This window comes from Paracoccus beibuensis (assembly GCF_026162625.1).
In the GTDB taxonomy this organism is placed as follows: Bacteria; Pseudomonadota; Alphaproteobacteria; order Rhodobacterales; family Rhodobacteraceae; genus Paracoccus; species Paracoccus beibuensis.
Genome location: NZ_JAOTBD010000054.1, coordinates 1 through 13,781, shown reverse-complemented (window position 1 = coordinate 13,781; position 13,781 = coordinate 1). Strand labels below are relative to the sequence as shown.

Genomic DNA, 13,781 nt, shown 5'->3' with positions numbered 1-13,781 from the left:
ACGGTGCCGTCGAGGATGAGCCGGACGATCTCTTCACCGGCCAAGTCGCGGGCAGACCAGGCGTCCCGGTCGACCTTCACCTTGCGCCAGGCCCGGCTGACCACATCCTTGCTGACCGCGCTCTCGACCCGCTCGCGTGTCCAGCGGTTGCCGTGTCCTGTCAGCAGGCCGTTTCGGTTGAGGATGCCGGCAATCAGATCGTCGGAAGCAATAAGCACCAGTTGGCGCACCGCGGCGATGATCTCGCAAACGGTGCTGTTGCGCTGTCCTCTGCGCCGTTTCGGCAGGCGAAGCTCTGTATGCGCACCGCAAATCCAGTGGACCAGCTGAACTATTTCGGAGGCTGTTTCATCGAGATCGGCAACCACCTCCTGGATGACGGTGCGGACAATCCGCTTCTTGAACCGAGCATCCGTTGTCGGCGCCGACCAAACTGCCCGAAGGTCCGTGCCAATTCTGGTTAAATCGACCGCGGCCAGGGAGGATGATCCTGGGGCGGCGGCATCATGCTCCGCAATCCTCGTCTCAATCGCTGCAGCTTGCGTAAGGGCACGGTTCCATCGCGTCTCCAACTCCCCGGCCACAAGCCAGTTCGCAGGATCGGCGGCATCGTATTGCCGGAAAGCGCGATCGGCGTGGTAGCGGGCAGCCTCTAGATCGCGCGCCAAGGCCTCGCGAACCTGATCCCGACGGCTGAGGCCGGAACTGTAGGTCATTCCACCGGGATGGCCCCGCTGCTCGTCGCTTAACTGGCTGGCGGATCGACAAAGCCCCGCCTGACCAGGCAAACGCGGCTGGAAGGTGCATCATGTCGGGGTTGGTATAGTACTGCAGCACGCCGGTCCGGGCAATCGTCCGCCTATCTTCGAGGCGGAGAGAAGGACATGCGCCCAGCAATGTGCGACGCGAACGGGCGCACCGCCCTTGCGCGAGGGTTTCGCCAACCGGTTGTAGCCCTGATAGCCATCGATCTGCAGAATGCCATCGAAGCCGGTCAGGAAGGTCTCGGCATTCTCGCCCGCGCGGCCGGGAGGCGTAGAAGTAGACACGCCGGGCGGATCCTCGCCGCCCCGGGGTCGGTCATCGCGAGCCAGCGCCCAGAGATATCCGGTCTTTGTCGTCCCACGCCCCGGGTCCAGCACCGGGGCCGTCGTTTCGTCCATGACAGCTTGCCGGACCGTTTGTGATGCTCGGCCAGCCGGTCCACCACCGGCTTCAGATGGAACGCGGCCTTGCCCACCCAATCGGCCAGAACGGCGCGGTGCAGATCAAGACCCGCCCGCGCCAGGATCTGGCTCTGTCTATATAACGGCAGGTGATCTGCATATTTGCTCACCAGCACATGGGCGAGCGTCGCCTCGGTCGGCAGCCCGCCCGTGATCAGGCGGGACGGTGCCGGGGCCTGAGTGACGCCGTCGGTGCAGGACCGGCAGGCATATTTCGGGCGCACGGTGACGATGACGCGCAGCTGCGCAGGCACGATATCCAGCCGCTCCGTGCGGTCTTCGCCGATCCTGTGGCGTCGCCAGTGTCGCGCCATTGGTCCGAGCGACACTGGCGACGCCGCAGCCGCAGGGGCAGATCAGGCTGGCGGGCTCGATGACCTCCTCGATGCGCGGCAGTGCAGCCGGCAGGTTGCCGATGGTGCGCTTCGGCGCAGGCTTGGTCGTCCCGTCGCCCGCTTTGGCGGCCCGCTTTTCCTTCGCCGCCTCGACCTCGGCCAGCGCGAAGGACAGGTCCTCGAAGCTCAGTTGCCGCTCATCCTCAGACAGCTTTTCCGACCGCTTGCCATGCAGTGCATGGTTCAACTCGGCGATCAGATGATCCTGGCGTCTGGTGATATCCTTGAGGGCCGCCACCTCTTCCAGCCACGCCTGAACCGCCGCGCGCTGCGCGTCGGGAATGATGGGAAGGTCGAGGACAGAGGCTACGGGCATGCCCTGATTTTACCAAGGATCTCCGGCAAAAACATGAAAAATCAAGCGGCTGATTCATTCTGCCGCAGCAGGCGGGCGGGTTTCCAGAGCCTTGACCTTGCGCCAGTCGAGCCCGGCAAACAGCGCCTCGAACGGGGCATGGTTCAGCGCCATGATCCCGTCCCTGATGGCGGGCCAGGCAAAGCGCGCATCCTCCAGCCGCTTGCAGGCCATCACCAAACCCGTGCCGTCCCAGTGAAGCAGTTTCAGCCTGTCAGCCCGGCGCGAGCGGAACACGAACACCGTGCCAGTGAACGGATCCTTGCGCAGCACCGACGACACCAGTGCAGCCAAGCGGATGGTCAGCTCGAGAGTGCCTCCGACTTCGCGGGCGCCGGTGATCGTGATGGGGGGATGCACATGTTATGCACGCCGGCATGCAAAAAGTCCGCCGCGTAGAGCAAATGCTGTCCAGTCACGGGGTCGGCAAAAAAGATGCCGGACGCGTAATGTTCGGGCGACGCAAAGATGTTGGGAAACGCTTCGAGAGCGGCGGCTGCGTGAGGATTCCACGACATAGGCTGAGACCTTTCTTTTGATGATAGCCAATCAGCAAGGGCGCTATCTTCCGAGCTGATTATCGATACGCACGTTCCATGCCGCCGAGGGGCGGGTCAGAATACAGAGCGTATGATCAGCGTGTAGGTCGTACCGAGATATTGATTCGGTCGGGTGAAAACGTCAACGACTTTTTTTTTAAGGTGCTCGCTGCGTGTTAGGCCTTCAAGACCGATCAGTTGGTTATGTCTAAGAACTCTGCAAGCGGGTCCCCAGTGTGCCGGTGTCCCCGAAGTGTCCCCGCCCATTGAGCGCATGAACAGGTGTCCCAGAGGGTATTCATTAACTTAATGTTTCTTTCAAGAAAAAGTGGTGCCCGGAGACGGATTTGAACCGCCGACACGCGGATTTTCAATCCGCTGCTCTACCAACTGAGCTATCCGGGCCCCGGAACCTTCGCCGATCCAGCGTGGGTGAGGTGTATTTACGCAGCAGCCGACCGAGTGTCCAGACCTAAACGGCATTTTCCAAGAGGGTGTACGCAAAGCGTGTTGGTCTGCCGAGCAGGCGAAGACGAAGCCGCTCCGCGGCATTGGCGCTCTTGGCTGATGGCGCGCGTCGCGTGTCTTCTTAACCCTCTTTGGCTGACGAATGACATGACGGTTATCGACCGGTCTGCGGCCCATGTTGCGATAGCCGAGATGTGGCCTTTCTGGGTTGCAGTGGATGAGCCGGGCCTCGAGCTCGGCCTGCAGGGCCTCAATGCTGTCGTGGAACGTCTCGTGCATCTTGATGCGGAAGAAATCTTCCAGGGTGGTGCCGTTCAGTCGCTCGACGGAACCGTTGGTTTTCGCCATCCGGACTTTTGTGCGACGATGCTCGATGCCGTTGAGGTCGAGGTGGAGCTCGTAGGGGTGGTTCTCGGCCCCGCAGAATTCCCGGCCGTTGTCGGTCGGCACGGCTTGCACCGGCAGGCCCAGGTCGGCGCAGAAGGGCAGCATGTCATCGTGCAGGACAGCCGCCGCCGGGTGCTTGGAGACGTGCGAGACAAGCGAAGGCACAGGAGCCGCAGGTGGCGGCCACCGCATGCAGGTAGACCTTTCCTACGCCCTTCAGGTTGCCGGCAAGGAAGGTCTCGGCTGACAAGAGTTCGCCCGGCGCGTCACCACATGCCGCTCGCGGAAGCAGGGGTTCGATTTCTCCGGAAAGGCAGCCCGCTCGGGCGGGATGTCGATGGCGCGGCCGGCATAGGCCTCCTCCAGAGCCAGCCAGCGCTCGATCCTGGTGCCCAGGCCGTTGTCGTTGAGCAGCTTCTCAATGGTGACGGCAGAACGGTGCAGGATCTCCACCACATCCAGTGCACTCCTCCTCTCGCGGACCACCGGCGCCACGATCAGCCGTGACTTGAGTTCATCGGGCGCCTCATCTGCCGCGAGATTGAGCAGGTTTCTCGATCGGAAGACGCCGACGATACCTTCGGGATCTCCATCCTGATCGGGCAGCCTTGAATGACCCGTTTCGCGAAGGCGGTGGATGACGGTGTCGGGCGCATCTGACAGCTGGACCGTGTCGACCTCGTGCCGCGGGACCATCAGTCCCCGCGCTGGCCGATCCGCAATGTGCATGACGCTGGCAACCATTTTGCTCTCTGCCTTCTCGAGCACGCCAGCGATTCGCGCTTCGGCGATGACCAGGCGAACCTCGTCATCGGTCACGCTGCGATCTGCGGCGCCGGACTGGCCGAGCAGGGACAGCACGAGCTTACCCGACCGGTCCGGCAACCAAACGACGGGCGCGGCGACGATGGCGATCAGGTTTACGAGTGGCGCGATCCGGCCCGCCGCGGCCTCGGGGGATCGCAGCGCAATCTGCTGGGAACCGGTTCACCGAAGATCAGGGACGGATAGGTGAAGGCCACGACCACGACACCGATCCCCAGGCTCTGCTGAAGCCATCTCGGCCAGAGCCCCAGCCAGCCGCACGCCCAGAGAATTCTTCCATCCAGCCCTGGAATACGATGGCCGTCGGCGCACTATGGGCAGCCGCAGGCACGATGGTGTCGTTGGGCAGTTGTAGTGGCCCCTGCTGCAAGCTCAGGAAGAAGTCATATAAAGACCGCTGGCACCAGATCGACAGCGAAAATCAAATCCGCGATCTCGGTCACGATCAGGGCCAGCAGCAACGGCGTCGCATAGCGCACCAGCTTGCCAGTCCAATGACCTGACTGCCGCATGGTGAAGGCATGACCATGCAACTGGTCCTTCACCCGCATCCGACGCCGCAGACGGGAGAGCAGCTTGTTGTCGGACGCGTCATGCAGCGGATCATCCGCGAACAGCATCTTGATCCCGGTGAAGATCAGGAACGCCCGAACAGATACAGCACCCAGTGATAATGCTGCACGATGGTCGCGCCGAAGCCGATCATGATGCCGCGTAGCAGGATAACGCCCAGGATGCCCCGGAACAGCACGCGGTGCTGATACCGGCGCGGGATGGTGAAAAAGCTGAAGGTCAGCGCGATGACGAAGATGTTGTCCATCGCCAGCGTCCCTTCAACGACGAAGCGGTCAGGTATTGTGCCGTCGCTTCGGCTCCGATCTGCCAGTGGATGAAGCCGGAAAAGGCGAGATCCATGGCCGACAGCTTGAGGCTTTCGCGATGCCGATCTCATGATCGTCCTTGTTCAGGACGCCGAGGTCGAGAACCAGAGATGCGACCACAAGCGACAGGAACAGCAGCCACATCCACAGCGGCTTGCCCAGAAAGAGAAGGGATAACAGATCCACAATGCCCTGGCGAAGTTGATACCGCGTCGGGCGTGGGGTTTGAGCCGCCGACACACCGCGCAAGCTCGATGCAACCCGACATTGCGCAACTGCTTGCGCCAGAGGGGCCCGTGCCGCCGGAGGGAGGTCGGAAGAGCCGGAACCTTGTTCTAGCCCCCCGCCCGGAATTCTGCGCGGGCGTTCGGCGGCCTTTGCCAGGCCCGGGAACTTCGGCTGATACGCAACGGCCGTCCTGAGGTCCGAAGACGTCAGCAATGAAGCGAGACGCCCATTCAGCACCTCCTCTCGTTCTCATGCTTTCGTAGATGCTGGAGAAAAGTAACCTTGGCAGTGCCTCAAGCACAAACAAGGTGCCGGAAGGCAGCTCCTACCCGCAGCATCACTTCTCAGAAGACGAGGGTGCCACCTCGGAAGGCTTTTCCGGCCTCGGGCGCGTCAGAAGCAGTTCGGGGGGCACGTGAGCTGCATTCTCCATCCGGTCGCGGTGCAGTGAGGCGCGAGCCAGAAGCATAAGCGTCACGGGGACCGTGGCAGTGACCGCAAAACAGATGACCAGTTCGTGCACGATCGGGCGGTCCTGCACCCAGCTTGCAAGAAGTGCGGAAGCAAGCGCGACGCCGCCCGTGCCCCAGCTCGTCGCCAGCGTCGGCGCGTGCAGGCGGTCGTAAAAGCTGCTCAGGCGCAGGAAGCCCCAGGCACCAATGAGCGTGAGGGTCGATCCGACGATCACGAACAACGCGATAGGGATGCTGAGCCACATCGGAACAGTTTCGACGCCGCTCATTCTATGACCTCCCCGCGGAAGAGAAACTTGGCCAGCGCGATCGAGGCGACAAAGCCCATCACCGCGATCACCATCGCTGCCTCGAAGAGAAAGATGGAGCCAAGCCTCATCCCCGTTACCAGAAACAAGAGCATTACCGCGATGTAGAGGGTGTCGAGCGCCAGCACGCGGTCTTGCGCGCGCGGCCCTCGGACGATCCGGATGCCGGCCAGGCATGCGGCCAGCGCCAGTGCCAGCTGGGCGTAGGTCAGCGACCAGAGCAGGATCGTGTGGCTCATTCGAAGATCTCCTGCAGCATGGGACCGTAGACGTTGTTCACGACGTGGAGGTAGTGTGCGGATTCGGCGCCATGGAAGACGTGCAGAACAAGTGTGCCCGTCTCGGAGACATACTCCACCCAAGCTGTTCCGGGAGTTGCGGTCAGGATGATCGCCAGAACGGCCAGACCTGTTGGGCTGCGAAGCTTGACCGGGATGAGAAGGAAAGCCGATGTTCGCCGACCGCGGCCCTCGGTCAGCAAAAGCCGGGCCACCATGACGTTCGAGCGGATGATGTCGACAAAGAGCGTCCCGACCAATCGCGGCATCACCCTGAGGCTGCGCATCGGCACACGTTCTGGCTGCAGCGCGTGCATCGCCCAGCCCGCGAAGATGGCGATCCCCATCCCAAGCAGCAGGTTGCCGAGCGAAAAGCGTGTCAGCACCATCCACATGCCGGCGAGGACGAGAACGAGGAGAGGATGTGGCAGCAGGCGTCCGATCATGGCTGTGCCTCCCCGGCGCCGGGCAAAATGGGCGCCGTTGTGCGACTGGCACTGAAAACTCCATAGGCATACCGAGACCTGTCTTCCAGCGCCTCCACCGTGTTGCCAGTATATCTCAGCACAGCTTCGGACTTGATGCTCATCACGCCCAGAAGAGCAATCAGGACCAGTGCAGGCGCCACCTCAAGGGCCATCACGGGAGAGGCGGTCTCATCGCTGCCCCAGAAGGTCTGGATCCCGATCCGCGCGAGGGCGATGATCGTGACAAAGCCTGACAGAAGCAGCAAGGCGATGAAGCTCCAGATCAGGAAGGTGGCGGCCACGGCGTTGGCCAACGCGGCCTGGATCATCCCCAACTTGCCAATGAACCCCGGCAGTGGGGGGAGGCCGGAGAGAACGAGGACGCAGATGCCGAAGCAGACGCTCAGCAAGGTCAGTCCCGCCGGCATGGCCGGCCCGTCCGGCGTCTCGGCACCGACATTGTCGTCCTTTCCCGTGCCGTAGATTTCGGCGGTCAGAGCAAGCATCGCTGCGATGCCACCATCGTCTCGGCTCATTGGTTCAACCAACAGGAACAATGCCCCCGTCGCCAGGGTCGAGCCGATCATGTAGTAAAGTGCAGCAGTCAGCATCCAGCCGCCGCCACCAGCCAGTGCGAACCCGATGACAGCTAGCACGGTCCCCGACGACAGTATGACTGCATAGGCCGCGATGCGGCCAAGGCTCTGCGAGGCCAATGTGCCGAAAAGTGCGAAGGTGATGCTGGCGAGGCCCAGCAGGATCAGCACCTGTGCGCCCCACCCGGCCATGGTGGTCGCATCCTCGGCAAAAAGCAGCATCGAAAGGCGCAGGATCGCGTAGACGCCGACCTTGGTCAGGATCGCAAAGACAGCCCCCACCGGTGCCGCCGCGCTCATATAGGCGTTCGGCAGCCAGAAGGACAAAGGCCAGGCGCCAGCCTTGATCAGGAAGGCGATTCCCAGAAGCGCAAAGCCCATCTTCAGCAGCGGCTGCTCTGCCTCGGGGATCTGCGGCACCAGGTTCGCCAGATGAGCCATGTTCAGCGTCCCGCTGACGCCGTAGATCAGGCTGACACCCAGAAGGAACAGCAGCGATGCGGCCAGGTTTACCGCAATGTAATGCAGGCCCGCCCGCACCCGCGCCTGACCCGAGCCGTGCAGCATCAGCCCGTAGGAGGCGGCCAGCAGCACCTCGAAGAAGACGAAGAGGTTGAACAGGTCGCCGGTCAGGAAGGCGCCGTTCAGCCCCATCAGCAGGAACTGGAAAAGCGAGAAGTAATGCTGCCCCTGACGGTGCCAGACCGCCCGCGCATAGATCAGCGAGGCAAGCCCCAGGGTTGCTGTCAGGACCAGCATCATCGCCGAGAGGTGGTCGATGACCAGCACGATCGCCATCGGCGCCGCCCAGTTTCCCAGAAGGTAGAAGCCGATGCCGCCGCTGCCGGCCGCCTTGGCCTCGATCAACAAGCGGATCGCGACCAGAAGCAAGAGTCCACCCGAGACGAGGCTCAGCCAGAATTTCGCCGCCCTCTGCCGGTCGTCATAGAGCAGCATCAGGGCACCGGCGATGAACGGGATCAGGATCGGCGCGATGATGAGATGCTGGATCATTGCGGCTCGCGCTCCTTTCCGTCGACATGGTCGGTGCCGGTGAAGCCGCGCGCGGCGATCATCACCACCAGAAACAATGCTGTTGTGGCGAAGCTGATGACGATGGCCGTCAGGACCAGGGCCTGCGGCACCGGGTCGGCATATCGCGTCGGGTCGATGAAGCCGCCCTTCGGCATGATGGCCGGGGCGCCGAGCGTCAGCCGGCCCATCGAGAAGATAAAGAGGTTCACGGCATAGGACAGAAGGCAGAGCCCAATGATGACCTGGAAGCTGCGTGGCCGCAGCAGCAGCCATATCCCCGAAGCGGTCAGCACGCCGATGGCGAAAGACAGGGTCAGTTCCATCAACGGGTCTCCTCAGGATCGTCATGTTCCCGCAGGCGGGCGGCCCGCAGAGACTGGTGGGCGATGGCGATCAGCATGAGGACTGTGGCGCCCATGACCAGCGCGAACACGCCCAGGTCGAAGACCAAGGCGGTTGCCGCGGGCACGTCGCCGATCAGCGGCAGCGTCACGTATTGCGCATAGGCCGTCAGGAACGGATAGCCGAAGATCCAGGAGGCCATCCCGGTCGCGACCGCAATCAGAAGCCCGATGCCGATCCAACGGGTCGGTAGCACAGTCAGCCGCGCCTCGACCCAACGGACGTTGGTGGCGAGGTATTGCAGCAGGAAGGCGATGGCCATGGTGACGCCTGCGGCAAAGCCACCGCCCGGAAGATCGTGGCCGCGAAAGAAGAAATAGGCGGCGATCATCATCAGGACCGGGAACATCCAGATCATGATGACCGACGGGACCATGAGGTAGTCATCCAGCATCCGGCTGTTGGTCTGGCTTTGCTGATCTGGCTGCTTGATGCTTTCGGGGGCCGGACGGAAGCGGCGCAGCAGCGAGTAGACGGTCAGCGCGACGACGGCCAGGACCGCGATCTCGCCAAAGGTGTCAAAGGCCCGGAAATCGACCAGGATGACGTTGACGACATTGGTGCCCCCGCCCTCGTAATAGGCATTCGCCAGGAACCAGTCACCGACATTGCGCACCAGAGGCCGTGTCATCATTGCATAGGCGACGGTTGCGATTCCCGTGCCCCCGACGACCGCGATGACCAAGTCCTGCGCCCGGCGCCTCCGGGCTTGCGCGCTGTTGTCGCCCTGGATTGCGGCGCGGCGCTGCGGCAGCCAGCGCAGGCCCAGCAGCAGAAGGGCTGTCGTGACGACCTCGACCAGCAGTTGCGTCACCGCAAGGTCTGGCGCCGAGAGCCAGGCGAAGGTCAGGCAGGTCACCAGTCCCGCACCACCCAACATGACCAAGGCGGCGAAGCGGTGATACTTCGCCTGCGCGGCCGCGCCGATGGCGCAGCCCGCCCCGACCAGCCACATCAGCGCGAAGCCGGCACTGAAGTCGTTGAGACGACGGACCTCGGCAAAGGCGAAGGCACCCCAAGCGGCGGCCCCCGCGGCCAAGGCCGCCGCGACGACCAGCAGGCGCAGTTGGGGCTGAAGCCGCTCGGTCGAGATCCAGGACATCAGGCGCCGCGGATAGACCCAGCCCAGCTTCAGCATCACGCGGTCAAAGACGGTCTGTCCGCGCAGCCGGTGCAACAGCGCCGGGCCCTCTGGGCCAAGGGGAATCTGCGCCCGCAAGGACAGCCACAGCGCGATGCCGACGACAAAGGCGACGACGCTCAGCATCAGGGCCTCGTTGAAGCCATGCCAGATGGCGATCGTGGCGGGTGTGAAGTCCGGGCCTATCACCGAAAGCCCTGCACCGTTGACGAAAGTGCCCACGGCCAGCATTGGGACCAGCCCGACCGCGAGGCATCCTGCCGCCAGCACCGCAACCGGCAGGGACATCGCCCAGCCCGGCTCTGACGGTGCTTTCGGCAGCTTTTTTGATGGGGGCCCGAAGAACACCGTGATGACCAGCCGGACGGAGTAGGCGACCGAGAAGACGCTGCCGACCACCGCCAGATACGGCAGTGCGTCGTCCATGACGGTGCCGTTGTGCCAAGACGCGGCCTCGGCGAGGAACATCTCCTTGGACAAAAAACCGTTCAGCAGCGGCACTCCGGCCATGGCAGCCGAAGCGACGATCGCGAGCCCTGCGGTCAGCGGCATGGTGCGCCTCAGCCCGCCAAGGCGGCGGATATCACGCGTTCCGGTCTGCTGGTCCACCGCGCCAGCCGTCATGAACAAGGCGGCCTTGAACATCGCGTGGTTCACGATGTGGAAGATCGCCGCCAGAATCGCGCCCGGACTGCCGATCCCTGCCAGCGCCGTGATCAATCCCAAGTGGCTGATCGTGGAATAGGCAAGAAGCCCCTTGAGGTCATGGCGGAAAATCGCAATCAGGCCGCCGATCAGCATGGTCGCCATGCCGGTGCCGGTGACGGCCAGGAACCATGCCTCGGTCCCACCCAGAGCGGGCGAAAAGCGGATCAGCAGGAACACCCCCGCCTTGACCATCGTCGCGCTGTGCAGAAAGGCCGAGACCGGCGTCGGCGCCGACATCGCGCCCGGCAGCCAGAAATGGAACGGGAACTGTGCCGACTTGGTGAACGCGCCGATCAAGACCAATGTCAGGGCCAGCCCATAGAGCGGATGCCCAATGATCTGCGGGCCGGCGGCCAGCACCGCATCCAGACCGTAGCTGCCCACAATCTGCCCGACGATGAGCATCCCCAGCAGCAGGCAGAGCCCGCCACCGGCCGTCACCAGCAGCGCCGTCCGCGCTCCATCCCGCGCCGCGGCGCCCTTGTGCCAAAAACCGATCAGCAGGAACGAGAAGAGCGACGTCAGCTCCCAGAATACGACCAGCATCAAGATGTTGCCTGAAAGAAGGATGCCCTGCATCGCGCCCGTGAAGCCCAGAAGCAGCGCGAAAAACCGGGGAAGCCCGTCCTTGCCGGCCATGTAGCCGCTGGCGTAGATGACGACCAGCAGCCCGATCGCCGAGACAAGCGTGGCGAAAAGCCAGGCGAAGCCATCCAGCCGCAGTGGCAGTCCGAGCCCGGCCGACGGGACCCAGTCCAGCTCGACCCGCAGCACCGCTCCGTCGGCAACGGCCGGCGCCAATGCAGCCAGCAGCATCAGCGCCAGCGCCATCGAAAGCCCCGCCACGAGCGCCGACGCGCGCTGCGGCAGCGTTGCCACCAGCAACGCCGCCGCGAAGGGCAGCACGGCGAGGAGCAGTAGCTGGTTCTGCAGGGCAACGCCTGCCATCGGCTCCATTGGGACGCGTTCCTTTCAGCTATGTCTGTGGTTCCTGCCGCAGCTGCGGCAGGCGGCGCTTGAGCCATTCACCAGCCATGCAACAAGCGCAAGGACCACCGCGCCAACCGATACGTAAAACAACGGCCACAAGGCATTTCGGTTGTAGATCGGTGCTTCCTCGCCGCAGCTGTCGCAGCGGGCCCGGCCGAAAGCCATCTTAGCCCCGCAGGCCAGGCAATCGAACCTCTTGTCTGGTGACAATGGCGCTTGTTCATCTGCGCTCATGCCTCAGCCTTTCAATCCGGCGGAAAGCATGGTTGCTGCAACCATCCCGATGATGAGCGTCTTGATCTCTGGTGATGTCATTTTCCAGTTCCCACGTGTCCAGGCAGCGACAGAACGACCCTGCCGGAGCTTGTGGCAGAATGTCTCGGCAAGTCGGAAGTCGTACGACTGCTCAACTCGGGCAGGCTGGCGCTCTGCCGACACTACCATCGCCTCGGGACCAAGCGGCCGAGGCAAAAGACCTCATCATAAGATGACGTTGTCGGGGGGAGCGCGCGCTCGTGCTCTCCATTGCGTGACATCTGGAACGCCTGTTCCCTGCAGGTCAAAGGACAATCTACGCGCGTTCATAGACGGTGCCGGAGGGGCGGGTGGCGGAACGGGGAGAGACCAGAAAAGAGCAACGGTGCCGGTCTTCAGGGGCGCGAGGGAGGACGCGCCGCCCCCAGTCAGGATCCCCAGCTGGCTCGGGCGCGCTGCCTGTAGAAGGGGTGTCGAGGCCTGCTTGAAAGCTTGGACGGATGGTCCGGAATGATCAGGCGTCGAAGAAGTTGATACCACCCCGAGCTGCATCAGCCCGATCAGGACGATCGAGATGCGCAGAAGTCTTAGGAGGGCAAGAACACCGGATTCCATCACTGCTTTTGTGCCCGCTGCGCCCTCCGCAGACAAGGGCTATACCTCCAGCGGTTCAGGATCGCGGAGACGTCCGGGAAACTTCCGTGGCAGGTGTCACTCCATCAGTGCCTTCGTCGGACAGGCCCTCCCGCGACAGCATGATCGCGACCCGGCGCAGCCATGGGATCTGCGCGCAGACGATCATCAACGCGACCATGATCGCCACGGCCAGGAACGTTTTGGGGATGCCCCACACGAGGCCCCAGAAGGCCAATGGCAACATGATGCCGAAGCTGGACAGGCGCAGCGTCTGGCCGACCAGCATCGGGCCTCCCACCTCGCCGTCCGATTGCAGAACTCGGGTTCAAAGACATAGTGGTTCATCATGGCGAGAATGCGGATGTTGCTTTGCCATCCCCTGTCACGACCGACACGATCCACTGCCGTCTTCATGTTGGCATGAATGCCCCGCGCAGGCACGCCACCAAGGACCCGGAACCCGTGCCAGCCGAGTGGATCAGCACCTTGTTCTTCGGCTTGCGCCGCCCGACTGCCATGAGCAAAGCCTGCAGGACGACATCTGTCGTCTGCCTGTTTTGCATCGACCAGCCGATCACGCGCCGAGAATAAAGATTGATGACCGCCGCAAGGCAGGCAAAGCCCTGATGCGTGCGAATGTAGGTGATGTCGGCACCCGGACCCTGTCCAGCGCCTCGACATCGAACTGCCGGCCGAGGGTGTTGTCGACCACCATAGAAGCTTGCTGCCACAGCTGCCCGGACGACGCTTGTAGCCGATCTGCGCCTTGATCCCCGCAAGCTGCGTCCTGGTTCGGGCAGGTGCTGTCACCTGCTCCAGCAGGTCATCATGCAGCTTGCGATAGCCGTAAACCTTGCCGCTTTCGGTTCAAGCCTTCCGCAGCAGCTCAGTCTGGCGCCTATCCTCCTCTGCGCGCTTGCTCGTCGGCGCCTGCAGCCAAGCATGGAGCCCGCTCGGCTGGATGCGCAGGCACCGGTACGTCGCCCGCACGGGAGACTGGCCACGATGCCCAGCCAGGAACGCGTATCTTACTTTGCACCCCTGGCGAAATACGCGGTGCAGTGGGTTCAACCGGTCAGCGCAACGGCTCGTTCGAAGGTATCAGCCGGCGTCTGGAAGCCAAGCGTTGTGCGTGGCCGTTGAGCCGCAGGGCAACGTGGTCGAGGTCGCTCCGAGTGTGGACGGATG

At 63.2% G+C, this 13,781-nt stretch carries 11 protein-coding genes, 1 tRNA gene and 6 pseudogenes; all 18 read right to left on the bottom strand.

All coding sequences use genetic code 11. From position 1 onward, the window contains the following. Nucleotides 1–125, bottom strand: a pseudogene (locus OC159_RS18690) (IS256 family transposase); the annotation flags it as partial. Between the two features lie 759 nt (nucleotides 126–884). Next, a pseudogene (gene tnpC, locus OC159_RS18685) lies at nucleotides 885–1,832 on the bottom strand (IS66 family transposase); the annotation flags it as partial. 159 nt (nucleotides 1,833–1,991) lie between these two features. Continuing rightward, entirely contained in the window at nucleotides 1,992–2,336 is a 345-nt protein-coding gene (gene tnpB / locus OC159_RS18680; RefSeq protein ID WP_265502716.1) for an IS66 family insertion sequence element accessory protein TnpB, read from the bottom strand. Between the two features lie 508 nt (nucleotides 2,337–2,844). Next, nucleotides 2,845–2,920, bottom strand: a tRNA-Phe gene (locus OC159_RS18675). 188 nt (nucleotides 2,921–3,108) lie between these two features. Beyond that, a pseudogene (locus tag OC159_RS18670) lies at nucleotides 3,109–3,805 on the bottom strand (integrase core domain-containing protein); the annotation flags it as partial. Between the two features lie 327 nt (nucleotides 3,806–4,132). Continuing rightward, a pseudogene (locus OC159_RS20265) lies at nucleotides 4,133–4,336 on the bottom strand (CNNM domain-containing protein); the annotation flags it as partial. Nucleotides 4,337–4,578: 242 nt separating this feature from the next. Then, complete coding sequence (locus OC159_RS18660; RefSeq protein WP_265502715.1) at nucleotides 4,579–4,815, bottom strand: TerC family protein; 237 nt, start codon at nucleotides 4,813–4,815, stop codon at nucleotides 4,579–4,581. A 17-nt stretch (nucleotides 4,816–4,832) separates the two neighbouring features. Next, nucleotides 4,833–5,015: a TerC family protein gene (locus OC159_RS18655; protein ID WP_265502713.1), complete on the bottom strand. Its 183-nt coding sequence runs from the start codon at nucleotides 5,013–5,015 to the stop codon at nucleotides 4,833–4,835. Between the two features lie 28 nt (nucleotides 5,016–5,043). Next, entirely contained in the window at nucleotides 5,044–5,325 is a 282-nt protein-coding gene (locus OC159_RS18650; protein WP_265502712.1) for a hypothetical protein, read from the bottom strand. A 316-nt stretch (nucleotides 5,326–5,641) separates the two neighbouring features. Beyond that, nucleotides 5,642–6,046 carry a monovalent cation/H(+) antiporter subunit G gene (mnhG, locus tag OC159_RS18645; protein WP_265502711.1) on the bottom strand — a complete coding sequence of 135 codons (405 nt, stop codon included), beginning with the start codon at nucleotides 6,044–6,046 and terminating at the stop codon, nucleotides 5,642–5,644. Further along, nucleotides 6,043–6,324: a K+/H+ antiporter subunit F gene (locus OC159_RS18640; RefSeq protein ID WP_265502709.1), complete on the bottom strand. Its 282-nt coding sequence runs from the start codon at nucleotides 6,322–6,324 to the stop codon at nucleotides 6,043–6,045. The genes mnhG and OC159_RS18640 overlap by 4 nt, the downstream gene beginning before the upstream one ends. Then, nucleotides 6,321–6,809, bottom strand: coding sequence for a Na+/H+ antiporter subunit E (locus OC159_RS18635; protein ID WP_265502708.1), 489 nt, complete (start codon nucleotides 6,807–6,809; stop codon nucleotides 6,321–6,323). Before OC159_RS18635 ends, OC159_RS18640 begins: the two co-directional genes overlap by 4 nt. Next, complete coding sequence (locus tag OC159_RS18630; protein ID WP_265502707.1) at nucleotides 6,806–8,440, bottom strand: monovalent cation/H+ antiporter subunit D; 1,635 nt, start codon at nucleotides 8,438–8,440, stop codon at nucleotides 6,806–6,808. Before OC159_RS18630 ends, OC159_RS18635 begins: the two co-directional genes overlap by 4 nt. After that, nucleotides 8,437–8,784, bottom strand: a complete 348-nt coding sequence (locus tag OC159_RS18625; protein WP_265502705.1) for a Na+/H+ antiporter subunit C — start codon at nucleotides 8,782–8,784, stop codon at nucleotides 8,437–8,439. Before OC159_RS18625 ends, OC159_RS18630 begins: the two co-directional genes overlap by 4 nt. Beyond that, nucleotides 8,784–11,660, bottom strand: a complete 2,877-nt coding sequence (locus OC159_RS18620; RefSeq protein WP_265502704.1) for a monovalent cation/H+ antiporter subunit A — start codon at nucleotides 11,658–11,660, stop codon at nucleotides 8,784–8,786. Before OC159_RS18620 ends, OC159_RS18625 begins: the two co-directional genes overlap by 1 nt. Before the next feature lie 967 nt (nucleotides 11,661–12,627). Then, nucleotides 12,628–12,879 (bottom strand): hypothetical protein, encoded by a 252-nt coding sequence (locus OC159_RS18615; protein ID WP_322626749.1) that lies wholly within the window; start codon nucleotides 12,877–12,879, stop codon nucleotides 12,628–12,630. Between the two features lie 5 nt (nucleotides 12,880–12,884). After that, a pseudogene (locus OC159_RS18610) lies at nucleotides 12,885–13,052 on the bottom strand (IS21 family transposase); the annotation flags it as partial. An 11-nt stretch (nucleotides 13,053–13,063) separates the two neighbouring features. Continuing rightward, nucleotides 13,064–13,649 (bottom strand): annotated as a pseudogene (locus OC159_RS18605) (DDE-type integrase/transposase/recombinase); the annotation flags it as partial. Nucleotides 13,650–13,781 lie beyond the last annotated feature (132 nt).